This is a genomic window from Brevibacillus sp. B_LB10_24, from assembly GCF_046036945.1.
GTDB lineage: Bacteria > Bacillota > Bacilli > Brevibacillales > Brevibacillaceae > Brevibacillus_C.
In genome coordinates this window covers 1-23,436 of the sequence record NZ_JBJQOQ010000052.1, presented here as the reverse complement: position 1 = coordinate 23,436, position 23,436 = coordinate 1, and the positions used below count along the sequence as shown (strand labels likewise).

Annotated in this window: 24 protein-coding genes; 4 read left to right on the top strand and 20 right to left on the bottom strand. The window is 52.4% G+C overall.

Going from position 1 to position 23,436, the window contains the following annotated elements; genetic code table 11:
• Window positions 1-264: 264 nt before the first annotated feature.
• From ACI7RC_RS26590 to ACI7RC_RS26515, 16 genes are all read right to left on the bottom strand, one after another.
• Window positions 265-1,233, bottom strand: a complete 969-nt coding sequence (locus tag ACI7RC_RS26590) for a glutaminase (RefSeq protein ID WP_408111180.1) — start codon at window positions 1,231-1,233, stop codon at window positions 265-267.
• Window positions 1,234-1,257: 24 nt separating this feature from the next.
• Window positions 1,258-1,779 carry an L-2-amino-thiazoline-4-carboxylic acid hydrolase gene (locus ACI7RC_RS26585; protein ID WP_408111179.1) on the bottom strand — a complete coding sequence of 174 codons (522 nt, stop codon included), beginning with the start codon at window positions 1,777-1,779 and terminating at the stop codon, window positions 1,258-1,260.
• A 32-nt stretch (window positions 1,780-1,811) separates the two neighbouring features.
• Entirely contained in the window at window positions 1,812-2,519 is a 708-nt protein-coding gene (locus ACI7RC_RS26580; RefSeq protein ID WP_408111178.1) for an ABC transporter ATP-binding protein, read from the bottom strand.
• Window positions 2,506-3,486: an agmatinase family protein gene (locus ACI7RC_RS26575; protein WP_408111177.1), complete on the bottom strand. Its 981-nt coding sequence runs from the start codon at window positions 3,484-3,486 to the stop codon at window positions 2,506-2,508. The genes ACI7RC_RS26580 and ACI7RC_RS26575 overlap by 14 nt, the downstream gene beginning before the upstream one ends.
• On the bottom strand, window positions 3,479-4,255 hold the full coding sequence (locus tag ACI7RC_RS26570) for an ABC transporter ATP-binding protein (protein WP_408111176.1): 777 nt from the start codon (window positions 4,253-4,255) through the stop codon (window positions 3,479-3,481). Before ACI7RC_RS26570 ends, ACI7RC_RS26575 begins: the two co-directional genes overlap by 8 nt.
• Window positions 4,256-4,289: 34 nt before the next feature.
• Window positions 4,290-5,285 (bottom strand): branched-chain amino acid ABC transporter permease, encoded by a 996-nt coding sequence (locus tag ACI7RC_RS26565; RefSeq protein ID WP_408111175.1) that lies wholly within the window; start codon window positions 5,283-5,285, stop codon window positions 4,290-4,292.
• A gap of 10 nt (window positions 5,286-5,295) precedes the next feature.
• A complete protein-coding gene (locus ACI7RC_RS26560; RefSeq protein ID WP_408111174.1) occupies window positions 5,296-6,168 on the bottom strand; it encodes a branched-chain amino acid ABC transporter permease in 873 nt (290 codons plus the stop codon).
• 60 nt (window positions 6,169-6,228) lie between these two features.
• Window positions 6,229-7,359, bottom strand: a complete 1,131-nt coding sequence (locus ACI7RC_RS26555) for an ABC transporter substrate-binding protein (RefSeq protein WP_408111173.1) — start codon at window positions 7,357-7,359, stop codon at window positions 6,229-6,231.
• A gap of 305 nt (window positions 7,360-7,664) precedes the next feature.
• Complete coding sequence (locus tag ACI7RC_RS26550) at window positions 7,665-8,639, bottom strand: sigma-54 interaction domain-containing protein (RefSeq protein ID WP_408111182.1); 975 nt, start codon at window positions 8,637-8,639, stop codon at window positions 7,665-7,667.
• Window positions 8,640-8,888: 249 nt separating this feature from the next.
• Window positions 8,889-9,920 (bottom strand): HipA domain-containing protein, encoded by a 1,032-nt coding sequence (locus ACI7RC_RS26545; RefSeq protein ID WP_408111172.1) that lies wholly within the window; start codon window positions 9,918-9,920, stop codon window positions 8,889-8,891.
• Between the two features lie 151 nt (window positions 9,921-10,071).
• Entirely contained in the window at window positions 10,072-11,679 is a 1,608-nt protein-coding gene (locus ACI7RC_RS26540) for a gamma-glutamyltransferase family protein (RefSeq protein ID WP_408111171.1), read from the bottom strand.
• A 17-nt stretch (window positions 11,680-11,696) separates the two neighbouring features.
• A complete protein-coding gene (chrA, locus tag ACI7RC_RS26535) occupies window positions 11,697-12,242 on the bottom strand; it encodes a chromate efflux transporter ChrA (RefSeq protein WP_408111170.1) in 546 nt (181 codons plus the stop codon).
• Window positions 12,239-12,826, bottom strand: coding sequence for a chromate efflux transporter ChrB (chrB, locus tag ACI7RC_RS26530; protein WP_408111169.1), 588 nt, complete (start codon window positions 12,824-12,826; stop codon window positions 12,239-12,241). The genes chrA and chrB overlap by 4 nt, the downstream gene beginning before the upstream one ends.
• 19 nt (window positions 12,827-12,845) lie before the next feature.
• The gene (gene chrS / locus ACI7RC_RS26525) at window positions 12,846-13,334 is read right to left on the bottom strand and encodes a chromate efflux transcriptional regulator ChrS (protein ID WP_408111168.1); all 489 of its coding nucleotides are present in this window, start codon (window positions 13,332-13,334) and stop codon (window positions 12,846-12,848) included.
• Window positions 13,335-13,555: 221 nt separating this feature from the next.
• On the bottom strand, window positions 13,556-13,951 hold the full coding sequence (locus ACI7RC_RS26520; protein WP_408111167.1) for a VOC family protein: 396 nt from the start codon (window positions 13,949-13,951) through the stop codon (window positions 13,556-13,558).
• Window positions 13,952-13,963: 12 nt separating this feature from the next.
• Window positions 13,964-14,842, bottom strand: a complete 879-nt coding sequence (locus tag ACI7RC_RS26515) for a fumarylacetoacetate hydrolase family protein (RefSeq protein WP_408111166.1) — start codon at window positions 14,840-14,842, stop codon at window positions 13,964-13,966.
• A 386-nt stretch (window positions 14,843-15,228) separates the two neighbouring features.
• Here ACI7RC_RS26515 and ACI7RC_RS26510 point away from each other — a divergent pair, with 386 nt between their 5' ends.
• The 4 genes from ACI7RC_RS26510 to ACI7RC_RS26495 are packed head-to-tail and all read left to right on the top strand — an operon-like array spanning window position 15,229 to window position 19,389.
• On the top strand, window positions 15,229-16,896 hold the full coding sequence (locus tag ACI7RC_RS26510; protein WP_408111181.1) for a spore germination protein: 1,668 nt from the start codon (window positions 15,229-15,231) through the stop codon (window positions 16,894-16,896).
• A complete protein-coding gene (locus ACI7RC_RS26505) occupies window positions 16,844-17,965 on the top strand; it encodes a GerAB/ArcD/ProY family transporter (protein WP_408111165.1) in 1,122 nt (373 codons plus the stop codon). The genes ACI7RC_RS26510 and ACI7RC_RS26505 overlap by 53 nt, the downstream gene beginning before the upstream one ends.
• Window positions 17,934-19,175: a Ger(x)C family spore germination protein gene (locus ACI7RC_RS26500; RefSeq protein WP_408111164.1), complete on the top strand. Its 1,242-nt coding sequence runs from the start codon at window positions 17,934-17,936 to the stop codon at window positions 19,173-19,175. Before ACI7RC_RS26505 ends, ACI7RC_RS26500 begins: the two co-directional genes overlap by 32 nt.
• A 7-nt stretch (window positions 19,176-19,182) precedes the next feature.
• On the top strand, window positions 19,183-19,389 hold the full coding sequence (locus ACI7RC_RS26495; protein WP_408111163.1) for a CLC_0170 family protein: 207 nt from the start codon (window positions 19,183-19,185) through the stop codon (window positions 19,387-19,389).
• 173 nt (window positions 19,390-19,562) lie between these two features.
• Here the strand turns inward: ACI7RC_RS26495 and ACI7RC_RS26490 are convergent, their stop codons facing one another.
• The 4 genes from ACI7RC_RS26490 to ACI7RC_RS26475 form a co-directional block, all read right to left on the bottom strand.
• On the bottom strand, window positions 19,563-20,231 hold the full coding sequence (locus ACI7RC_RS26490) for an amino acid ABC transporter permease (RefSeq protein ID WP_408111162.1): 669 nt from the start codon (window positions 20,229-20,231) through the stop codon (window positions 19,563-19,565).
• 55 nt (window positions 20,232-20,286) lie between these two features.
• Complete coding sequence (glnH, locus tag ACI7RC_RS26485) at window positions 20,287-21,114, bottom strand: glutamine ABC transporter substrate-binding protein GlnH (RefSeq protein ID WP_408111161.1); 828 nt, start codon at window positions 21,112-21,114, stop codon at window positions 20,287-20,289.
• A gap of 192 nt (window positions 21,115-21,306) precedes the next feature.
• Entirely contained in the window at window positions 21,307-22,503 is a 1,197-nt protein-coding gene (locus tag ACI7RC_RS26480; RefSeq protein ID WP_408111160.1) for an MFS transporter, read from the bottom strand.
• Window positions 22,504-22,701: 198 nt separating this feature from the next.
• Window positions 22,702-23,262: an NADPH-dependent FMN reductase gene (locus ACI7RC_RS26475; RefSeq protein ID WP_408111159.1), complete on the bottom strand. Its 561-nt coding sequence runs from the start codon at window positions 23,260-23,262 to the stop codon at window positions 22,702-22,704.
• Between the last annotated feature and the right edge of the window lie 174 nt (window positions 23,263-23,436).

The window sequence follows — 23,436 nt, the reverse complement described above, 5'->3', positions numbered from 1 at the left end:
TACAGGCATAGAGTCGCTCGATATCTCGTTTTGAGGCATGAAACCGTACGATTTGAGCACGAATCAAGGAAACACCCCTTATCAAGAACATTTGTTCTATATTCTATTATACCACACATACGTTCTTGTTTAGGGAATATTTCCGCATCAGAATGCCGAGAACAAATACATGCTTCCCTGCCTATGTCCAGCGAAGAGGTTCGGGAACGGCGTCATTCATCTCCCACCTGCTTCGCTGAGGAAGGAGACTTCTGACGCAAGTTGTTAAAAGATGCTCAAATCCCACTGATTCGCAACTTGCTTGAGCAGGACGCCTCCTGCCGCACTGTTCCCGCTGTCGTCTACAGCCGGGCCGAAGATGCCGATGCCGCAGCCGTCAAGGAAGGGAAGTCCTTCGTCTCTTACCCGGGGAGGTACAGTCGCCATGATCCCGCCTGATACCCCGCTTTTGGCCGGGACACCGACATAGGCGGCATACTTGCCCGAGGCGTTGTACATGCCGCAGGTGAGCATCAGCGCTTTGCTGATCCTCGCTACTTCTTTCGGGATAATGGCTTGCCCGCGCAAGGGGTGCAATCCGTCACAGGCGATCGTCAGCCCGATCTCTGCCAGATGGGACGTGTTCACCTCTATCGAACAAAGCTTAAAGTAGACCTCCAGCGCCTCGTCGACTGTCGATTCCAGATATCCCAGTTCTTTGAGGTAGTGGGCCAGAGCGCGGTTGCGGTGTGCCGAGTCCCACTCCGAGCGGTACACTTGTTCATTGATCGTTGGCCGATTCCCGATGATCCGCTCCAGCAGACCCAGCACGCACTCCAGTCTATCTGCCGGCGTGGCACCGGGAAGCAGCGAGGCCACGGTAATCGCCCCGGCATTGATCAGCGGGTTAAACGGTTTGCCAGGGCGATTTTCCAGGCGGACGATCGAATTGAAGGCATCCCCCGTAGGTTCGACATCTACCGATTCGGTTACCCGGGAAATACCCCGTTCCATGCAAGCGGTGATAAAGCTGATCACTTTTGAAATGCTCTGCATGGTAAAAGGTACGTCCCATTCCCCCGCCCGCAGGAGAGTGCCGTCGGCAGCGAGGAGGCAGATCCCCAGATTGGCCGGATTTGCCTGCGCCAATGCGGGGATATAATCTGCACACCGCCCTTGGGCGTGGTGGGGACGGGCGGATTCGACCCATTCATGCAAAAGTGCTGACCATTGCTCTGTATGTGCCTGTTTCACGTAGGATCATTTCCTTTTAATGGCTTAGTTGGTCTCTTTTTCCTTGTCTTCCTTCATTTGAAACAGAAAATGGCACGCGCCGTCATTTTTCAGCAGGTACTTGTCGTGAACGACTTCGAAGTTCGGATTAAAGCCGCGGGCGATCGCCGGATCGATCATTTTGCAGTAGAGAATGCCATACTCCTCCATGCCGTCCTTCCTCCACTGATCCGCGAACGCGCATTTGGTAAAATTTTGCTCAATGACGGCCGGATGCATCTCGGTCGTATACTCAAAGAGCGTGGAGCGTCCCATATCGTAATTGGGCAGGTAATTTTCAATCCCGTTGGGCTCGCCAACCATCGCCGCTCTTTTGGCAATCTCCCGGCCCCGCTCTTCTCCAAACACTCTGACGCCTTCCATAACGGCTGCCTTGCCCTCTTCGCCAAAACGGTCGACTACCTCTTTGGCTACACAGGCAAACAGCTTCGCCATGATCGAGTACATCGAGGCGGGTTCCAGGCGCTCTTTTTCCTCTTGTTGATTGGTGTCTTTTTCCTCTGACATAGGTTCCACCTTCCACTCTCGTTTTATCTCCATTAATGGATGCCCAGATAAATTTTGCGGATTTTGTCGTTGTTTTGCAGCTCCGTCACCGTGCCCTGCTCTACGATTTCCCCTGTTTCCAGGACGTATCCGCGATGGGCGACCGAAAGCGCCATGTTGGCGTTTTGTTCAACCAGAAGCACGGTCGTTCCCTCTTCGTTGATCCGCTTGACGATCTTGAAGATCTCTTTCACGATAATCGGCGCCAGTCCCATGGACGGTTCATCGAGCAGCAGCAGTTTGGGCTTGGACATAAGCGCCCTGCCCATCGCCAGCATCTGCTGCTCCCCGCCGCTGAGCGTTCCGGCGACCTGTTCCTTTCTCTCCTCCAGGCGGGGGAAGAGGTGAAAGACCTCTTCTACGTCCTGTTGGATTTGCTTTTTGTCACGCCGCAGGTATGCGCCCATATACAGGTTTTCAATCACTTTCAAGTCCGGGAAGACACCGCGTCCTTCCGGCACCTGAGAGATTCCCATCGCGACGATTTGATGGGCTTCCATCTTGGTAATGTCCTTGCCCTGAAAGAGGATTTTGCCTTCCTTGGCTCTCGTAATACCGGAAATGCCGCGCAGAGTCGTCGTTTTGCCGGAACCGTTGGCCCCGATCAATGTGACCACTTCTCCTTGCTTTACTTCGATATTCAGTTTCTTCACCGCCGGTATGACGCCATAGTGAATCGAGAGCCCCTCAATTTGCAACATGTTCCTTTGCTCCTCTGTCGGATTTGGAGTTCTTGTGGATATTGCCCGCTAACGCATACAAAACGAGAGTAGAGGCAAAGTGCGCCGAAAACTTGTTGGGATCCTGCTGCGGGTACACCTCTACGAAGTCCATGCCGCGGATGCCCATCTTGCAGAATTCATAGACGAGCGTCAGCAGCTCAAAAGAGGTCAAACCGTTGCCGTCAGCCGGACCGCCCGGATTGAACGCATAGTCCATGACGTCACTGCAGATGCTCAGATAGACTGCTTCCGTATCCTTGCTGGCGATCTCGTACGCTTGTCTCGCCAATTCCTTCAGATCGCGGCTGGCGCGAATATCCATCAGCGTAAGCGTCGTCGCTCCTACCTGATTGGCCAGTCTGCCGTTGTCGGCGGCGTTTCTCGGACCGTGAATCCCCATGTGAACGATGCTCTCGTTGCGCACGCCCTCGGTTTCATACAGGCGGGCAAACGGCGAGCAGCGGGCAAACGGATCGCCGGCATAGTTCGGCTTGTTGTCGTAGTGCGTGTCCAGGTGGATAATGCCGACCTTGCCGTTCACCCGTTGGCTCAGAGCCTTGACGATCGGGTAGGTAATCCCGTGGTCGCCGCCGAGCGCGATCGGAAACTTGCCGGTAGCCCAGACTTTATCCGCAAAGCTCTCGATCCGGTTGACGCTTTCCACTACGTCGGCAGGTACGATATCGACATCGCCCAAATCGCCGATTTTTACGTGCTCAAATACGTCAATGTGGTCCAGCTCCGGCAGATAACCGGTATAGCGGGCCGAACACAAGCGCATGACCTTTGGTCCCAATTCACAACCCGTGTAGTCGCCCCAAGTGACTGCGCCTTCCCACGGAACGCCGTAAACCACGACATCGACGTCATCTGTGTTGCCGTCCGCCGAGATGTTTTTTGCCCCCAGGAAGCAAGGTGTGTTGCCGTAGATGTTTTGTTCACTCATTTTCTTCGATCTCCTCTCCCAAATAGGCCTTGATGACTTTAGGATTATTTTGAACTTCTGCTCCGACGCCTTCGGCAATTTTTTCTCCGTGGTCGAGAACGACGACACGATCTGCAATGCTCATGACCATGCGGATATCGTGTTCAATCAGCAAGATTTCCATCTCGTACTTCTTCGACAGCAGGCGAATCAAATCGACCAGGGACTGCTTCTCTTGCGAGTTCATCCCGGCTGCCGGCTCGTCGAGCAAAAGAAGTTGGCATTTGGTGACCATGGCCCTGGCGATTTCCAGCAGCCGCTGCTCGCCATAGGGCAGGTTGCTGGCCAGTTCATTCACCTTTGTGTGGAGCCCCACTGTGCGCAGGACGTCCATGCACTCCTCGACTATCCTCTTTCGTTTTTCTCTGACAGCCCGCGTCAGGAAAATCGACTGGAACACCCCCTCCGAATGACACTCCCGGTGGGCGACCAGGACGTTTTCCAAAACAGTCAAGCTCTTGATCAAGCGGATGTTTTGAAAGGTGCGGGCAATCCCCATCTCCACCCGTTTATAGGGTTTGAAGGCATTGATCTCCCTCTGCTTGAACGTGATCTTTCCCGACGTCGGGGTGTAAATGCCGGTCAACAGGTTGAACAGGGTTGTTTTTCCTGCTCCGTTCGGACCGATCAAGGCGAGGATTTCCCCCTTGTTCATTGTCAGATCCACGTTGTTGACGGCGACCAGGCCGCCGAATTTTACGGTAACGCCTTCCAGCTTCAATACTTCCATCTCGTTGTCTCACCTCCTGGCATACGCCCGCAATCTAGGTTGCGCTGTTGGAATCAGATACGGCGGCCGGGCTTTTTTGCGGCTTGTCGGCCTTCTCTTTGCCGTAGAAGTTGCGCTTTCGCCGCGATTCACCCCAGAAGCCCTGCGGCTTGAACACCATCATCAGAACAATCGCCAAGCCGACCAGCATCATTCTGTAATCGCTGGCAAAGCGAAGCAGCTCCGGCGTGACGACCAGAACGATCGCACCCAGGACCGAGCCTGCGACGCTCGCCATCCCTCCGAGCACTACCATGGCGAGGATCATCACCGAGTCGGTGTACAGGAAGGAGTCCGGGCTGATGAAGGAGATGTAGGTAGCGTAAAAAGCGCCGGCGACACCTGCAAACAGCGCGCCGATCGTAAAGGCGATCAGCTTGTATTTGGTCGGGCGAATCCCGATCGATTCGGCGACAACCTCGTCTTCTCTTACGGTGAGCAGGCTGAGACCCATTCCCGAGTGAACGACCCGGTAGATGACCAGCACGGTAATCGCCACCAGCACCAGCACCAGGTAATAGAAGTCGGCTGAGCTGGAAAAGGTGTATCCGAACAGCTCCGGGGAGCGAATCCCGGGCAGCCCCATCGGACCGCGGGTTACATCCACCCAGTTGACAAAAATCAGACGGATGATTTCCCCGAAGCCCAATGTGACGATCCCGAGGTAATCCCCCCGCAGCCTGATGACGGGACTTCCCAGGATGAACCCGAACAACCCAGTCACCAGTCCGGCTATCGGCAGCACCAGCCAGAACGAGAGATCGGTATTGAGCAAAAGCAAGGCCGTGACATAGGAGCCGATTCCGTAAAACGCGGCGTGGCCCAGCGCAAACTGGCCGGCATACCCGACAATCGTATTCAGACTGAGTGCGAGCATGATGTAAATGCCGATGGAAATGGCGATGTGCAACATGTACTCATTCTTTAACCAAAGCGGCAAGGCCAAAATGAGCAGCGCAGCGACAATCTTGAGCAACCTCGTTGATTTCAAATGGTCCCACCTACACTTTGTTGATTTCTTTTTTGCCAAAGATACCTGTCGGCTTTACCATCAGGACCACGATCAGGATGATGAAAGCAATGGCGTCCCGATACTGCGACGAGATGTAAGCAGCACCCAAATTCTCGGTGATCCCCAGGAGCAGTCCGCCTGCCATGGCTCCCGGAATATTGCCGATTCCGCCCAATACGGCCGCAGTAAATGCCTTCAAGCCGGCAGAATAACCCATCGTCGGGTAAACGGCGTCATAGTAGATTCCCACCAGGATGCCTGCGGCGGCAGCCAATGCCGAACCGACGGCAAACGTAATGGCAATGATGAAATTGGTGTTGATCCCCATCAATTTGGCGTTCGTGATGCTCATTGAGGTCGCCCGCATCGCGGTTCCGATGCGCGTCTTCGTCACGAACAGGTGAAGCCCGATCATCAGAATGACCGACAAGACCAGAATCAAAATCTGAATGCTGGAGATGGTAATCCCGTTAAACGTATACGTCTTGATCGGAAACACTTTGGGAAATGGGTGGGTTTCCGTTCCCCAGACCAACTGGGCCAGATTCACGAGGAAGATGGAGACACCCATAGCGCTGATCAAAGGAACAATCCTGTCGGTAAATCTCAACGGGCGATAGGCTAGTCTCTCCACTACCATGCCGAGCAAAGCGGTAAACAACGCGGCCAGAATAAATGCGACAAAAAACGGGGCGTTAAAATACTTGATAATGTACAGACCGAAGAATGTACCCATCATGAAGATATCGCCATGAGCAAAGTTGACAATTTTCATGATTCCATAGACCATCGTATACCCGAGGGCAATAAGCGCGTATATCGCTCCGATCGTGATCCCGTTAATTATTTGTTGAGACAGCAATTCGATCGCTCCTTTAGGGAATCTCGGGTGAAAGGAACCATCCTTTCACCCGGGAAGATGTCATTTCTTGTAAGTTTGGAATTTACCGTCCTTCACAATCAGCTTCTCAGGTTCTTTCATGACATCGCCGTTTTCGTCAAAGTCATGGACGCCGGTTACGCCTTCATAGCCTTTCAGCGTCGTGAGATAATCGGCAATCGACTGCCGGTCTGCTCCTTTTTCCTTCATGGCCTTAATGATGATTTGCGTTGCATCAAATGCGTAAGCGGCATAGGTGCTCGGGGATTCTTTGTACGCGTCTTCAAAAGCCTTCACGAAAGCCTTGACGTTTTCTTTTTCACTGGAAGAATTGAAGAAGCCGGGCAGCAAGAATCCTTCTACAGCGTCTCCGCCCAGATCGATCAGGGCATTGGAATAGAGCGCGTCCACTCCCATAAACGGTACGTTTAGCCCGAGTGTCTTGGACTGTTTGGCGATCAGGGCTGCCTCATTGTACAGACCGCCGACAAACAGAAGATCCGGATTCTGCTGTTTGATCTTGGTCAAGATCGGCGAGAAGTCCTTGGTTTGGCCCAGGATGTAGGATTCCATCGCGACGACTTGTCCGCCGTTTGCTTCTACTGCCTTCTTGTACACATCCGCCAAGCCCAGACCGTAATCCGTGTTTTCGTAGATCACCGCCACTTTTTTAAAGCCTTCTTCGGCGGTCCATTTCGCTACGTATTCACCTTGGAAAGCATCTGTCGTGATGACGCGGAACGTGTAAGGGCCAGCATCGGTTACCGCAGGAGAGCTTGATCCCGGTGAGATCTCCACAATCTTGTTTTTGTTGTAAATCGGCGCTCCAGCCAGCGTTGCGGAACTGTTAAAGTGTCCCACTACCGCCAGTATGGAAGAGTCCGTCGCCAGCTTGTTGGCGACAATCGCCGCTTCTTTCGGATCCGTTTTGTCATCCTCAGCGACCAGTTCAATCTTTTTCCCGTTTACTCCACCGGCGTCATTCGCCATTTTCACTGCCAGTTCGGCACCCTTTTTAATGGCTTGTCCGTCCTGCGCGGAAGCCCCGGAAAGCGGTGCTGCCACACCGATTCTCAGCGTATCTCCGCCGGAGCCGCCCGAACTGCTGCCGCAACCGGTAAGTACTCCCGCCATAAGCGAAAAAGCTGCTAAAAAAGTCAAACATTTTTTCACGATAAAAATCCCCCTTTTTCGACTTTTTGAACTCTTTGCCAATCACTTTACCGCTTCGAAGCATGTTTCTTGTCAAGCGGCATAACACCGGTTACAAATATCGGCAGATTCCCCCTTCGAATAATCCTGGATCAGTATAATAGCAATATTCATGCCAATAAAAAAAGGCGGAAAACTGTCGAATAATGCGGTTTCGGCTGGGTGTATTTTGCAAAAACGCAACAAACTCCAGATTATCTAGATCTTTCATATTGCAAAATGACAAAAGCTTTTGCGAAACCACAAAAGAAACGGTCGGTATTTGCCTAGCGGGTTGGAATCGCTATCTGATATTTTTTGCATTTTCGAGAGAGAGTCGAGACGTCAATCCCCAACTGCCTGCTAGCCTTGTTCAACGATTCCTGATGTTGCAAGGCCGCTTTGATGATCTGGCACTCGTACTCACTCATCAATTCCTTCAGGGTCCCTCCGGTAAAACGGGGCGGCTGCTCCCCCTTGACGAGGATCTCCTCAGGAATGTCGTCGTGGACGATGGCATCAGAGGTAGCCGTGACGATCAAACGTTCAATCATGTTCTCCAATTCCCGAATGTTCCCCGGCCAATCATACTCGCAGAGCAAACGGCAGGCCGATTCCGTGATCGTCATGCTCTTGTTGTACTTTTTCTGGAACTTCTGCAAAAAGAACTGAATCAGCTGGGGAATATCCTCTTTTCTGTCCCGCAGGCTGGGGACAATGATGGGAACGACGTTCAGCCGGTAGTACAAATCCTCCCGGAACTTCCCGCTGTCTACCATGCTGCGCAGGTTTTTATTGGTCGCGGCGATAAATCTGACGTCTGCCATCACCGGTTTCACTCCGCCTATCGGATAGAAATGCCTCTCCTGAATGACCCGCAGCAGCTTGACCTGAATCGCCGGCGACAATTCCCCGATTTCGTCCAGGAACAAGGTCCCCTTGTTGGCGAGGGAAATCAATCCCAGCTTTCCCTGGTTGGTGGCACCGGTAAAGGCCCCCTTTTCATACCCGAACATCTCCGATTCCATCAGATTATCGGGAATTGCTCCGCAGTTGATCCGGACAAGCGGCCCTTTGGCGCGGGGGCTTGAATCGTGAATCCGCTTGACCAGCACTTCCTTGCCGACACCTGATTCACCGAGGATCAGCACGGTTGAATCGTACTTGGCTACGTTATCGATCGATTTGTAAACGGATTTCATCGTATCCGAACTCATCACCAGATAACTTTGATCAAAAAAACCGCATTGGTCGTACTGCATTTGTCTCAAGGTTCGCCTCCTTACTTACAGCATGGACTCTCTCGTCACATAAGATCCGGTTCATTCCTCCTCCTTATCCGATGTTCATACTCGGATATTACCGCAAAATCCATCCATCTTAAACTGGAGATTTAGATGTATTTCGCTTTTCAATGATTATAAACATTTTTAATTAAAATGAAAATAGGCAAAATAAAAACGCCAATGCCTCGGGAAAAAATCTCACGCGGGCAAAGGCGTCACCCCTTTTCAACTATTTTCATCGGTGGCTTCTTCTACCTCGAAATCGGCATAGTCATCATCTGCTTCAGCGAAAATGGCTTCTTCAGACGGCGGATCGTTTATTGGCTCTGCTGTAATTGGCTTTGCTGCTCCTGGTTCGCCAGCGACTTGTATCGGCAAAGCGGGATGATACACATTACCCGCAGCAGCTTGCGCTGTTGGCGGCTCGCTGACCTCATCTCTCTTGCCGGTTTCATCGACGGGCTGTTTGACCGGAGCGACATCCTCTTGCTTTTTGGTCCGCTTTTTCTTTTTGGTAATCTTGGATTCCTCCATCCAAAGCTTAACAAGCTTGTGCAGGTGTCGTTGCCGATTCAGCAGGATCGTGATGACGATCTCCTTTTTTTCCTGGGATAGAAGAGAGGAAGGCACCTCTTCCACAATCTTCTTAATCTTAGCAGATGGAATTTCTTGTATCTTCCGGATAAACGGGGCAAGCTGCTCATAGCTGTGAATGGAGGCACGCAAGCCGCGAACATAGTGATGGTTGTATTTTGCCACGTGCTCCCAATAGGAAGAATCCCACTCCGTTTTCCTGTATTTCGCTGCACCCAGTAAAGCCAACCCGTGGTCGATCAGATAAAAGTCGTACAGCTTTTTGCCCTTGCGGTACGTAATCAGGTTTCCCCCATGTCTGTCCACGTTGCAGATCCAGATATCAAACACAAAAGTCTGCAGCAATCGTTCCGGCTTCTTCAGGTGCTCAAGAATCCCTCCCTGCAACTTCCGGTACAGACCGTTCCATGATGAAAGGCTTCGCACCTGACGAACGATCGAAACGACTCCTTGCTTACCTTTAATCTCCACCGGCTCTATTTTTGCCGCTTTCAGTTTGATTAACCGGGCCAAACGGTAACAGATCAATTCGTTGGCCAAAATCGAACCCCAATTCACGTACTTAAAATACGCTCTCCGTTTATCTCCAGATTTGACATACCAGACAGGACCGCATTTCCGCGAGTATTTTCGGACTAGCCTCCATTTCTTTGCTGTACCCATCGAGTATTCCTTCTTTCGTATCCTCTTACTTCTACATTATTTGCTTTGTCTCTATAGGGCACGGCAGATTGAAAACTTGATGTACTTGCCTATATCCGCAGCAAAACAAGACCACCCCGTCACTGCCTATCAGGGGTGGTCAAATCAGATCCTACCACGCGGCTACCTGTCCGTCTGTCCGGTGCTCAGTGCCTCCTACGAGAACCCCGTTATCCTGTCTCCAGATGATCTGTCCGCGTCCAAAATCGCCGGAACCCAAAGCCCAGTTCACGTCATGCCCGATTCTCGCCAGCATTTCTGCCAAGTGGGGAGGGGTCGAGTGCTCCAGCTCGATCGACTTGCCTTCGATCCACCGCCACCTCGGCGCATCCAGCGCCGCTTGCGGATTCAGATGGAAATCGACGGTGTTCATGACGACCTGCACATGGCCCTGCGGCTGCATGAACGCGCCCATTACGCCGAATGGTCCGATCGGCTTGCCGTCTTTGGTCATGAATCCCGGAATGATCGTATGATAAGGCCGTTTGCCGCCGGACAGGCAATTGTCGTGTCCCTGCTCCAGGGTAAAGCTATGTCCGCGATTGTGCAGGGCGATCCCTGTGCCCGGCACCACCAGGCCTGACCCAAAGCCCATGTAGTTGCTCTGGATGAAGGAGACCATGTTGCCTTCCCCGTCCGCCGTACACAAGTAGACCGTTCCGCCTTTTGGCGGTCTGCCCGGCTCCGGCTGTATGGCTTCTTTTCCGATCAGCCGCCGCCGCTCTTCCGCGTAGGCATCAGACAGGAGATCGGCCACGCTCACGGACATGCTGCACGGGTCGGCGATGTACTTCTTCCCGTCGGCAAAGGCGAGCTTCATCGCTTCGATCTGCTTGTGGTACGTATCCAGTGTATCCCGCTCGCCGAAGTCAAATCCTTTCAGAATGTTCAGAGCCATCAGGGCGACCAGACCGTGCCCGTTCGGCGGGATCTCCCATACATCGTAGCCGCGGTAGTTGACAGAGATCGGTTCCACCCACTCCGGCTTGTAGCTTCCAAGGTCCTCCAACCGCAGATAGCCGCCATACTTGCGGGAAAATTGGTCGATTTTTTCGGCCAGCTCCCCCCGGTAAAACGACTCCGCATTCGTCTCTGCGATCTCCTGCAGAGTCCTGGCGTGATCGGAAGAGCGCCAGATTTCGCCGATCTCGGGCGCTCTGCCTTGAGGCGCAAACGTGTCGAACCAGCCTTGAAACTCCTCCCCCCGCAGGTGTTTTTTATACTCTTTGAACCCTTTGGCCCAGTATGTTCCCAGTACCGGCGTCAGCGGGTATCCGTTTTCTGCGTAGGAAATCGCGGGTTCCAGCACCTCGGCAAACGGCAGCTTGCCAAACCTGCGAGAAAGCTGGGCCCAACCGGCGGGAGCTCCTGGAACTGTCAGCGGAAGAAATCCGTATTTGGGGATTTCCTTGTACCCTGCCCTCTCCAGTGCCTCACAGGATATGCTCCGCGGAGCCGGACCGCTCGCATTCAGGCCATGCAGTCCGCCCTCTGTCCAGACCAAGGCGAAGGCGTCTCCCCCAATGCCGTTGGAGGTAGGCTCCAGAACCGTTAAAGCAGCCGCCGTGGCAATCGCCGCATCGACCGCATTGCCTCCTTTTTGCAGGATTCTCAGGCCAGCCTGGGCTGCCAGCGGCTGCGAAGTGGCAACCATCCCGTTTCTGGCATAGACAGCCGTCTCCCGCGACGAATACGGATAGTACATCGAATCAAATTTCATACTCTTTCTTCCCCCTCTCAAGCTACCATATGAGACAACACCAGACCGCCGTAGACGAAGGCGGCCACAATCACCAGCACCGGATGAATCCGCCCTTTGGTCAAGGCCCAGAGCGCAACCAAGGCGATCCCCAACGATTGCCAGATCCCGATAGACTGAACGGAAACCTCCCCCATTTCCCAGGTCAGTACAGCCATCATCACCGCAATGACCGGTTGAACCAGCAGGGTCATACCCTTGACGACGGGGGAATGGCGATAGCGGTTCAACGTTCTGAGCAGCACGATCAAAGCAACCGCCGACGGCACCACAGCCGCTGCTGTCGCAATGACAAATCCCATCCAGCCCGCCACCTGATAGCCCACGAAGGCAGCAATCTTCGTAGCGATCGGACCCGGAAGGGCATTCGCCACGGCCATGACATCGACAAATTGCCCATTCGTCATCCAACCATAGTGATTGACAATCTCCGACTGCATCAACGGAATCGAAGACGGCCCGCCTCCGTACCCCAGCAGATTGGCAACAAAGATTCCCCAAAAAACGTCCCACCAGCCCGTCATAGCGACATTCCTTTCCCTTTCTGCTTGTGCTTGAGCCGGTTCATCAAGCCAAGGTGAAAGGCGCCATAGGCGAGAAAGATTACAACGACGATTCCGGGGTGCACAGTCAACACTTGAAGCAGCAGAAACGCCAGGAGGCAAAATCCGATGGTGAGTACTTTGCCAAGTCCCTTCCACGCTTTCGCGGCAAAATCGTACGTCATCATCCCCAGCATGACGATGATGACCGGGCCTACCGCAGCGATCATCCCGGCCACAACCTTGGAGTGCTTCAGCGCGTAGAGCACACCCAACAGGGCAACCATCGCGAAGCTCGACGGCAAAATGTGGGCTAAAACAGCCACCGCTGCCCCGACGCTCCCCTTCAACTTGTATCCCAAATACGCCGCCATCTTTGTCGCAATCGGTCCCGGCAGCGTATTCGCCAGAGCGAGAATTTCTCCAAACTCGTCATCGTCCAACCAACGGTACTTTGACACTGCCTCGTAACGAAACAGTGGAATGACGGAAGGCCCGCCGCCGTAGCCAAAGATACCAACCCGGAGCATCCCGAGCGCCAACTCTCTGTATGGCCCCAAGCTCACTCGTAATCCCACCTTTGTTTTACAGCTTCATACCCATTCGGCTCTTGTATCGCTTCAACAGCATTTGCGTCTCTACCCGGACAATTCCCGGCATGGTGTAGAGCGTCTTCATCAAAAACCTTTCCATTTCCTGAGTATTGGCAAAAATCCCGTGCATGTGCAGGGTGCTGGGCCCAGTCATATGGTAGAGACTGGTGACAGCCGGCTCTTCCACCAATTTTTTCGCCACCTCTTCCAGGTATTGCGGCTCGATATCAATATTGAAAAATGCCGATACCTGAATCCCCACCTTCGCCGGATTGATGACCACAGTAAATCTCTCAATAATCCCCGCTTCGCCAAGCGTGCTGATTCTGGCCTGGACAGCCACGCGCGACAGACCGATTCTCTTTCCCAGGTCTGTATACGAGATTCGCCCGTTTTCATGCAAAGCTTCAAGGATCTGTCTGTCGATATCATCCAGCTCCATCGGAGGAATTTCACTCGCTTCCGAATACTCGTAGACCATCGTCTCCCCCCTTTCGTTTCCGCATGCGCTTTTTTGTTTCATAACGAATGAATATTTAAGTATTTGCTTTCGTTATTACCTAATATACGTAAAATTACTTACTAAATCAACCGTAATTTCGTCCTTGTTCAAACGTTTTGTTTTCGGAACAACACAAAAAACCTTCGTATACCTGTTCCCCACTGCGGGGCTGTTATACGAAGGTTGTATGTACCGAATTCCTATGCTCTTTCCCGATTGGGCTGAACAAATTGAAGCAACTCACGATCCGGTCCGTAAAAGAAGATCGTCTTTGCTCCGTCGATCGCGGTATTTGGCTGCTCGCTGTTGAACTGGATACCTTTTTGGCGATAGTAGTCCATCGCCTCTTCGATATTTTCCACCGTAAAAGCCAGATGATTGACGATTCCACTGTCAGAGTACTCTCCCAGCGGCTGCAGGTCGCGAATCAGCTCAATCTCAAATCCCGGCTGGTCATCATGGTACAGGAAGGCCATATCTCTTATGGCGCTTTGTCCTCTTGCCCGCAGCTTATAGCCGAACATACTGCTATAGTACTCGATCGATCTTTCCATATCGGTCACGATCAGGGCTACATGCTCTGCTTTTTTGATCATCAAATCTCACTCCTATTTTTGTTTGAGGTCTTTTACCGGGTTTACCAATTTTTCAAATCCATCGATCTGGCACTCTACTACATCCCCGTTTCGAATCACGACTGCCCCCGGCGTTCCGGTAGAGATGATATCACCCGGCAGCAGCTTCATAACATGGGAATGGAACGATACAAGATACCACGGACGGAACGTCATATTGGATACGACATTTTTTCGGTGAATCCTCCCGTTGATGACCGTTGACACATTCAAATCGAGCACCTCATCCACTTCATCCGGAGTGACCAGGTGCGGGCCGAAGCTGAAAAAGGTGTCAAAGCTCTTGGAACGGGTGAGATAACGCGGGTTTTTCTCCAGGATGTCTTCGGCAGTCATGTCGATAATAGTAGTAAAACCGGCGATCACGCTCGGCGCATCCGCTTCGGACACATTTTTGCATTCTTTTCCGATAATGATCCCCAGTTCAGCCTCCGCCGTGGTCCGGTCAGATTGGAGCGGAATTTCAATCGTATCCCCAGGGCCGATGATGGCGGTATCCGGCTTCATAAAGCTGGCAGGCTCCGTATTTGGCGCCTTTTCATGAAGGTCTGCGGCATGCTCTGCATAGTTCAGGCCGATTCCCCAGATTTTTCGCGGGTGGCGATAAAGCGGACCGTACTCCACACGGCCGGCGGGAATCAACTCCTCTTCCAGCGTCTCCAGCTCCTGGCGGCCGCCGTTATGATACCACTCTCTGATCTCGGCCCATTTCCCGGACTGGATGATCGCAAACAGATTGGTCGGCCAATTTTTGTTCAGCTTTTGGTTTACCGACTCCACTGGCAGTACGCCGTGCTCGGCAACGATGGCTGCTGTTTCGGCTCCATTTTTCTTTACGGTTGCAAGACGCATATCCTATCCCTCCCATGAAACAAGAAATCATTATGCAACAAGAGAAAGAATATTGGAAATACATATTCTCTTCTTCACTATACCTTTCTATCTATTTAATAGCTAATGTTATCTCATCCGTGAGAAAAATATAGCCATTTTTGCCGAAGAGATGGACACGCTTCACTTCAAGTGGTAATTCTTTGATTGACAAGCTGGCCAATTGTATGTTCAGGCTGCTGAAGCCCAGCCCAAGGCCCGATTTATATAATCATTTTCTGACCAATAGGCACAGTCCCGGCTATAGGCTGCTGTTTAGACTGCTTCGTGTATGTCCAAAATAGGTGTATTGCCAGATGAATATTGCGGGGGCTGATCATTTGTCGATTCTGCAATGGCTAAAAAGAATGAAAAAACAAAGAAAAAAACAAGTCAGTACGCCAAATCAACGATTGTCAGACCGCAGTTCTGATCAGATGAGCAGCAATCTGGAGGAAACCATCTCCTTTATTCACGGCTTGCTGGGCGGAAACGACGATTTTACGATGCGCCGCTTTCACGTCTTTGGCCGTTATCCCGCCGTCATGTTTTACTTTTCCAATATCATCGATCAAGCGATCTTGAACACGGGTCTCTTGAAATCTTTTATGTACCTGCCCCCCCATTTGGAAGGGAGAAGTGTTGAAAGGCATCAGTTAAAAGAAGTGATCCTCTACGACGCCCTGTATCACAGCGAAGGGAAGCTGGAAGGGCGGCTGTCCAATCTGGTCGAGGCTCTTTTGCGCGGAGAGACGATCGTTGCCGTGGACGGGTTGGACGAAGCCTTTGCGATCGGCACGCGCGATGTGAATCAGCGCTCCATTCAGCAGCCTCCGACCGAACAGGTCATTCGCGGGCCGCGCGAAGGGTTCATTGAGCAGTTGGGAACCAATATCGGGCTGCTGCGTTACCGCCTGCAGAGTACGGATTTTCGCGTCAAAACGGTGAGAATTGGCCGTTTTACGCAGACAAAAGTAGCGATTCTCTACATCCAGGGAGTCGCCAATCCCGATCTGGTCAAAGAAGTGGAAGATCGGCTGTCTATGATTGAAACAGACGGCGTGCTGGATGCGGGCTACCTTGAACAATTTATCGAAGACAACCATTTTACCCCCTTTCCGCAGGTCCAGAACACCGAGAGACCGGACAAGGTCGTCGGCAATTTGCTGGAGGGCAGGGTAGCTATACTGATCGACGGCTCTCCCTTTGCCCTGATCGTGCCTACCGTCTTCAGCCAGTTCTATCAAACCACGGAGGACTACTCAGAAAGGTTTCTGCTGGTCAGCGCGATCCGCTTGATTCGTCTGGTAGCCCTGATATTTTCACTGATCTTTCCCTCCCTTTACGTCGCCGTGATCGCCTTCAATCCGGAGCTGATCCCGACGGAATTTGCCGTCGCCGTAGCGGGCGGAAGATCCGGCGTGCCGTTTCCTGCCGTCGTCGAAGTGCTGTTGATGGAGATTTCCATGGAGGTTTTACGCGAGGCAACGATTCGCCTTCCGCAGCAGATCGGCGGCGCGCTGTCCATCGTCGGGGTGCTCGTCATCGGTCAGGCTGCGGTCGCTGCCGGCTTTTCCAGCCCGATCACCGTCGTCGTCATCGCCTTGACGACCATCGGTTCGTTTGCGACGCCGGCCTATAATGCAGCATTGGCTCTGCGGCTGCTGCGGTTTCCGCTGATCGTTTTAGCCGGGATCTTCGGTCTGTACGGCGTAATGATTGGCTTGATCCTCATCGCCAATCACCTGATCTCCCTGAAATCGTTCGGTGTGCCTTACCTAAGCCCGGTAGTTCCCGGAAACGCCTCCGGGATGAAGGATACGCTGATCCGCGGGCCTCTGTGGTGGTTGAAGAAGCGGCCTGTGCTGCTCCACCCGTTGAACCGGGGCCGGGTGGGCAAGGAAATGCTGAAAGAATTGCCGAAAATGCCGGGGACGATGACAGACTCGCTAAGTGCCGGCGGTGAAAGGGGGTCTGACCACGGTGGAGTCTCCTCGCAAAATCACGATGATACAAGCGGCAGCAGTCCTCGTTAGCACGATTATCGGGGTTGGGGTGCTTGCCCTTCCCCTGTTTGCTGCCCGGGCTGCTGATACCGGGGCCCCGCTCGTTACCCTTTTGGGGATTCTCATCGCTTTTATCGGTCTGTGGCTGATTGCCAAACTCGGAATGCGGTTTCCCAACCAATCGATTATCGAATACAGCGAAGAGATTGTCAGCAAGTGGCTGGCTTGGCCCGGCAGCGTATTGATCATCTGCTTCTTCGCCGTGCTGACTTCACTTACCGCCCGCGAATTCGGAGAAGTCGTCGTCACTTCGGTCCTGAAGCAAACCCCATTGGAAATAACCGTCATCGTGATGCTGCTGCTCGCCGCCATCTCCACGCGCAACGACATCACGACCTTTGCCTACATTCACTATTTTTATGTGCCGCTTATCCTCGGACCCGGCCTGTTCGTCGTCGCTGCTTCGCTAAAAAACGCCAACTGGCTCAATCTGCAGCCGATTTGGGGGAATGAACCGACCGGGATGCTGACCGGGGCTTTGACCGTCGCCGCTTTATTTCAAGGATCTTTCGTCTTGACGATGATCATTCCCTGGATGCGCCAGCCGGAGAAAGCGATGAAAGCAAGCGTGTGGGGCATCTTGATCTCTGGCGGGCTTTACATCTCGATGGTGATTGCGGCGATTGGCGTATTTGGAGCCGATGAGACGAAGCTTCTGCTCTGGCCTACCTTGGAACTGGCCAAAATGACATCTCTGCCGGGGAACATCCTGGAACGATTGGATGCCGCCTTTCTCGCCGTCTGGGTCACTGCTGTCTTTACTACATTATTTTCCAGTTATTACCTCACAACTTATTCCATTTGCAAACTGTTCCGCTTGCGTGACCAAAAGCTGTTTTCCTTTTTCATTTTGCCATATGTCTTTTTCATTGCCATACAGCCTTCCAGCATCCTGCAAATGTACGAGATCATCGCGACCGTCGGCATGATTGGACTTTTGGTGACGATTGGCTACCCAGGTCTATTGCTGGCCGTTGCCGTTATTCGGAAGAAGAGAGGGAATCGCCATGGGAATCAACAAATGGAGCAAGCCGACTAAGCTGCTTTTCGTCATTGTGCTGACGGTCCCCTTCCTGGCAGGCTGTTGGGACAGCATGGAGCTGGACAAACGGGCCGTCGTTCTCGGTCTTTCCATCGACGAAGCAACTCCGCAAAAGGCGAAGCAGGAAAGCGAAATTACCCATCTTCACGGCAAGTTTCCCACCCCCAAAAAGGAAATGGTTCAGGTCAACGCACAAATCGCCCTGCCCGGCCAGATTCCGCTCGGTCCGGGAGAGAGCGGGGGGCAGACCGGAGCGGGGAATCCCAGACAAACCGTATGGCCGATCGAAGTAGTAGGCCACACGATCGACGATGCGATGATGAATTTGCAGCAGCAGCTTTCGTCCAAGCTGTTTTTCGGCCACCTGCGGGTCGTCGTCGTCTCGGAAAAGATCGCCAAAAAAGGACTGCAAAATATCAATGATTACCTGCGCCGCAATTCGGAAGTTAGAAGGACCACCTGGATGCTGATTTCCAATGGAGAGGCAAAGAACGTCATGCGGGCTGCTCCCAAATTGGGCCGCCTGCCGACCCTTTACCTGCTGAGAACGATGCTCCAGGCTGTCAAAATGGGGAAATTCCCCAATGATTTTCTCGGTTTGTTCTGGAGCGCCACGTCAGCCAAGGGGCAGGAAGGCTATCTTCCCTACATCGAATTGAAAAAGGAAGAAAACGTCGAAATCAAAGGCATGGCTTATTTTAAGGGGAATAAAATGGTCGGGGTAACCAAACCGCTTGAAATCGCGGCGTTTATGGGGATCAAAGGGTTAAACCCTGCGGGCTATCGAACGTTTGTCAAAGTACCGGGAACATCGACCGTCGTCAATCTGTATGCAACCCAGCGCAAAGCGAAAACGAATCTGAAGATCATCGACGGCCGGCCGCACTTCCATCTATTTGTTTCAGTTGATACGAACTTGGAGGAGGTCATAGGCGCATCAATTCCGATCGATACACCAGCCATCCTCTCCAAAATAGAACGGGAAGATGAAAGATCGGCGGAGAAATTTTACAAAGACCTGATCAAACAAACGCAGGCAAAGGGTTCCGATATCTTCGGATTCGGTGAATACGTACGGGCCAAGGAACCAAAATACTGGAATCAAAACATCAGAACCAAAGAAAACTGGCAAAAAATGTACAAGGATATTTCCGTCGATATCAAAGTAAAAATAAACATCCGGCGGGTCGGAATGAAGGCCGTGTGAAGGGGTGATGAAAATCGGCAGCATCGATTACCTCAATTATTTCATTTTCTTGCTGTTGGCGTCAGGCGGTTTGACTTTGCGCCTCGATGCAATCTCATACGAGTGGGCGGACCTGAAAAGAGAGCACAGAGCGGCCCGCCTGCTGGGGTGGCTGAATCTCTTGCTGGGGATCGCAGTGTTGATCGTGAACTGGGTATACAAAAGGTGGTTCTGAAAACAAAGCGGGACGCAGCATCGGTTGGCCTTCTTAGCTTCTCTGCCTTCCCGGTATCAGTCTCGCATCGTACTCTGCCAAATACGGGTTGGCGTCCGCCTGCCCGGGCCGGGAATGCAACTGCAGAGCTGCCGCCTTGTACAATCTGCCGCCTCCTCTATCTGTTTTTCGGACTAATTGACCTGCAGCCTTTTTTCAAGGATTCGCAAGACGATAGAAATGCCCAGCGTCATCGCCAGGTACAACAGACCGACGATCGTGTAAATCTCCACGGCGCGAAAATTTGCCGAGACGACGATCGTTCCCTGCCTGGTGAGCTCTCCCACGCCGATCACCGTCAGCAAGGACGTGTCCTTCAGGCTGATAATAAACTGGTTGCCAAGCGGTGGGATCATTCTGCGAAAGGCTTGCGGCCAGACGACGTTGGTAAAGGTCTGTGCGGAAGTAAGGCCGAGTGAACGGCCCGCTTCTACCTGGCCGCGATCGATCGACTGGATGGAGCCTCTGACGATTTCCGCAATGTACGCACCGGCATTGATGGCGATTGACATGATCCCGGCGATGATCGGGTCGATTTTGATGCCCAGCATGAGCGGCAGGGCAAAGTAGATGTAGAGCGCCTGGACCATGATCGGAGTGCCGCGGATCACTTCGACGTATACGGTGGCTGCCCCGTACAGCAGCGGATTCTTGACCGACCGTCCCAACCCGACGATGGCTCCGATCAAAAAGCCGATGAGCAATCCTGCCGCCGCGATGAAGATGGTATACTGAATTCCCTTGAGCAGAACAGGAAGCGCACTGATGGCATAACTCCAATCCAGTTCAAGCCCTTTGTTCATGTTCACACCCCTTTACGACGAATTCCGCGGCATGGCAGCGACAGCGGTTGCGGCCCTATTTTTTCGGCTTCTCTCCAAACCATTTTTCGTACAGCTGATCATAGGTTCCGTTCTCCATGAGCTTTTCCAGGGCGGCGTCCACCTTCGCCCGCAGTTCGCTGCCTTTGGGAAAGGCGATCGCAAACTGCTGGCCTTCGAGCAAATCGCCGACGACCTTTACCTTTCCGCTCCCCTTCGTATTGCTGTAATAGAGCACATTGGGCGAATCAAATACGACGGCATCGGCCGAACCTTTTTCCAGTTCCATGTAGGCCTGATCGATATTGGGGAACGGTACTACTTCCTTGACCCCGTCCAGTTTGGCGGCATAATCATAACTGGATGTGCCCTGCTTCGTCGCGATCACCTTTCCTTTTAAATCCGCTGCGCCCTTGATGCTGTCGTTATCGGCCCGCACGAGAATCAACGTCCCGGCATCGTAGTAGGGACGGCTGAAATCGATGACCTGCTCGCGCTCCGGCTTAATCGTAACTCCGGCAATGACCATGTCGAGGTTATTGGTTTGCAGTGCCGGAATCAATCCGCTAAAGTCCATCGGCTTCAACTCATATGTGAAACCAGCCTCTTTTGCGACTGCTTCCAGCAAATCCATATCAAACCCGTCGTACTTCCCCGTCTCCTGGTTTAAAAATTCAAACGGCAGGTAACTGGTGTCGGTTCCCACGGTCACTTTGGAGGCCTGGGTGGTTCCCGTTCCGGCTTCCTGCCCGTTTGCCGCGCCTTCCCCGCCGCTGCTTGCCTGGTTTGAGCCGCAAGCGGCCACACTTGCCCCCAGTACAACCGCAAGCAGCAGCACCCCGATCTGCCGCCATCTCTTTGTCAAAATGAATCCCCCCTGCTTTGTTTTTAAAATATGTATTTCAGATTTCGTCTTTATATGTAATTTACATTTCAGCAATGGCTCAAAAAAACAGCTGCCTGCCGCTGGAGCGCTGGACATGCAAAATCCCGTCACCACCTGTTTCGGCGACGGGATCGGGGAGAACACATGCAATCGGTTGTCAGGACGGCCAAGCTACCGGGTGGGCTCTTCGGCATGAACCGGCCGCAAAGCGATCTTCCATTTTAATATGATGCTTCCAACCATCAGCAGCACGCCGGCAACACCAAAGACGTATGAGACGGAAAAATGGCCGGAGATGAACCCTCCGAGCAGCGGTCCCGCCAGGTTGCCCAGGAATTGACAGCTCGTGTTGACTCCAAAGGCCCGCCCGTATACCAAGTCGGTCGACCGTTTCTTGATCAGTGTCTGAATCGCCGGCATCATTCCGCCCAATACCAGTCCCTGCAAAAATCTCCAGATGTACAGTTCGAACATCGTATGGGTCCATAATTGGGGCAGGTACAGGCAGCCTGTAAGGAACATGGCAATCGGCAAAATCCTGCTTTGCCCGATGCGATCCCCCAATCTCCCCAACAGAGGTGAGCCGATGATATTGGCAAACCCCGTAATCGAGGTCACCAAGCCGGCCAGGAACGTGAGATTGGCCACGTCGCCAACGATGAACTTGACGAAAATAGACATCATCGAATTGGTGGAGAGCAGCGCCATTTGCACAATAAAGGTAGCAAAAAAGAGGATTTGCAGGTTCTTGTTTCCCAAGACATCGCGAAACGAACCGTGTTCCTCCCTTTGCTCCTGGGACGGCGCGTCGGGCTTAAGGAATACTTTCACCAACAAAATCGTGCTGAATATCAGCATGCCCGTAACGGCAAAGACGGCGTGATAGCCAAACCAATCCGCCAATGCCCCCCCGATGAGGGGACCGATAATGCCGCCGGATACGCCCCCGGTTTGCAGAAATCCAAGCGCCTTGCCGATATGCTCGCGGGGCGTCGTCTTGGACAGATAGGAAAACGAAACCGAGACAAATCCGGAAAAGAAGCCGTAAACAAAACGTAAAACGAGCAGCATCATCGGCGTGTTGGCAAAGTACATCAAAATATTAATGACTCCCATGCCGATCCCTGCCCTGATCAGATTGGTCCGCTGACCATACTTATCGGCGAAGGATCCCCAGATGGGAGCCATGATCGCTGCAGACAAAAAAGTGGATGACATAATCATCCCCGTCCACATGCTCAACTCTTTGTTATTGTGTACCCCAAGTTCGCCTAAAAACAGCGGCAAAAAGGGTATAATCATATTCATTGAACCCATCACGATAAAATTGCAAATCCAAAGTACCCATGCGTTCTTCTTCCAACCCATTGTGTGATTCATCCCCTACAAATTGCTCTCCCCAGGCTCCTGATTGTATCGAATCGAGGAGTGTGCAGACTTCCGTTCCATTTGGTTACTTGAATCATAACACTTCCTGCCAGATCCGTAAAATTGTAAAAATTTGGGTTCTAAGTGTCATCTGCACAAAAAAGATCACCGAAAGCCGGTGATCTGGGCCGCTTTTCCTTATTTATTTTGCTCCATTTCCTTGACCAGGTTGTCGATCAGCTGCCCGATGAATTGTTTGGTCATCTCATCTGTCACCTGGCCATCCGCATTGATCTTCTCCTGTACCTGCCCGACCAGGACCAACGGCCGCCTGACGAGCGACATGTTCAATGCATACAGCAGCTCGCGCAAATGAACCTGAGCCTGTGACGTCCCGAACATCCCTTGTGTCGCCCCCATCACGGCAACCGGTTTTAACGCCAGCGGTGTGTCAACGTTCTTTCTCGACAGCCAGTCTAGTGCATTTTTCAACACACCCGGTATGGAAAAGTTGTATTCCGGCGTACTGATCAGAAATGCGTCGGCAGACTTGGCCAACTCGGCCAGATCGCGGACGGACTGCGGCAAATCGCGCTCCAGGTCTTCATTATAGAGAGGAAGACCGGAGATATCTGCCAGCGTAAAGCGGTAGTTCTCCGGGAGCTGTGAAGCGGCATGCAAGAGCAAGGACCGGTTGTACGATTTGTTTCGCAAACTTCCACAAAAACCTACGACATGCGGTTGATTTGAACCCATCATCAAAAGTTCCTCCTTATATGTAGCAGATTCACTTCCTAAAAGTAAGAGCCGTAACTACATTATACAAATCGGAGAAACTAAAGTAAAGTATTTAAAATGTTTATTTTGTATCCCCTGAAAGATAAAAACGAGGGTGTCCCAAAAGTAAACTTTGGAACACCCTCATCAGCAAAA